Source organism: Corallococcus sp. AB018 (assembly GCF_003986945.1).
In the GTDB taxonomy this organism is placed as follows: Bacteria; Myxococcota; Myxococcia; order Myxococcales; family Myxococcaceae; genus Corallococcus; species Corallococcus exiguus.
On sequence record NZ_RAWR01000482.1, the window covers coordinates 1 to 631 of the forward strand.

The 631-nt window shown below is 71.2% G+C and carries 1 protein-coding gene; it reads right to left on the reverse strand.

Features of this window, described 5'->3' with window-relative positions:
- The coding region (locus D7Y11_RS42830) for an aspartate kinase (protein ID WP_126936524.1) at window positions 1-631 on the reverse strand (631 nt) is incomplete at both ends.

Here is a 631-nt window from a genome sequence, read left to right on the forward strand (position 1 = left end):
CTCAACACCGCGAGCCCCGGCTGGTGCTCGATGGGGTCCACCTTCCCCGCCTCGCGCTCCACCTCGAACGCGTCCTCCAGCGCCAGCACCGCCCGCGCGGCCTCCGCCTCCCCCACGCAGAAGCTGATGGAGGACTCGCTGGAGCCCTGCGTAATCAACACCACGGAGATGGACGCCAGCGCCATCGCCTCGAAGACGCGCGCGGCCGTGCCCGGCACGCCCTTCAACCCCGCCCCCGCGATGTTGATGAGCGCGATGTCCGGCAGGAACGACAACCCGCGCACCGGGTGCCGCGACACTGGCGCCGTGGCTGTCACCCGCGTGCCCGGATGCTCCGGCCGGAAGCTGTTGCACACCCGCACCGGGATGCCCCGCTCCCTCGCGGGCGCAATCGTCTTCGGATGCAGCACCTTCGCTCCGAAGTAGGCCAGCTCCATCGCCTCCTCGAAGCTCACCTCCTCCAGCGCGAACGCCTCCGGCACCAGCCGTGGGTCCGCGCTGAAGATGCCGTCCACGTCCGTCCAGATCTCCAACAGCCGCGCATCCAGCGCCGCCGCCGCCAGCGCCGCCGAGTAGTCCGACCCTCCCCGCCCCAGCGACATCGTCTTGCCGCGCGCATCCCCCCCAAAGA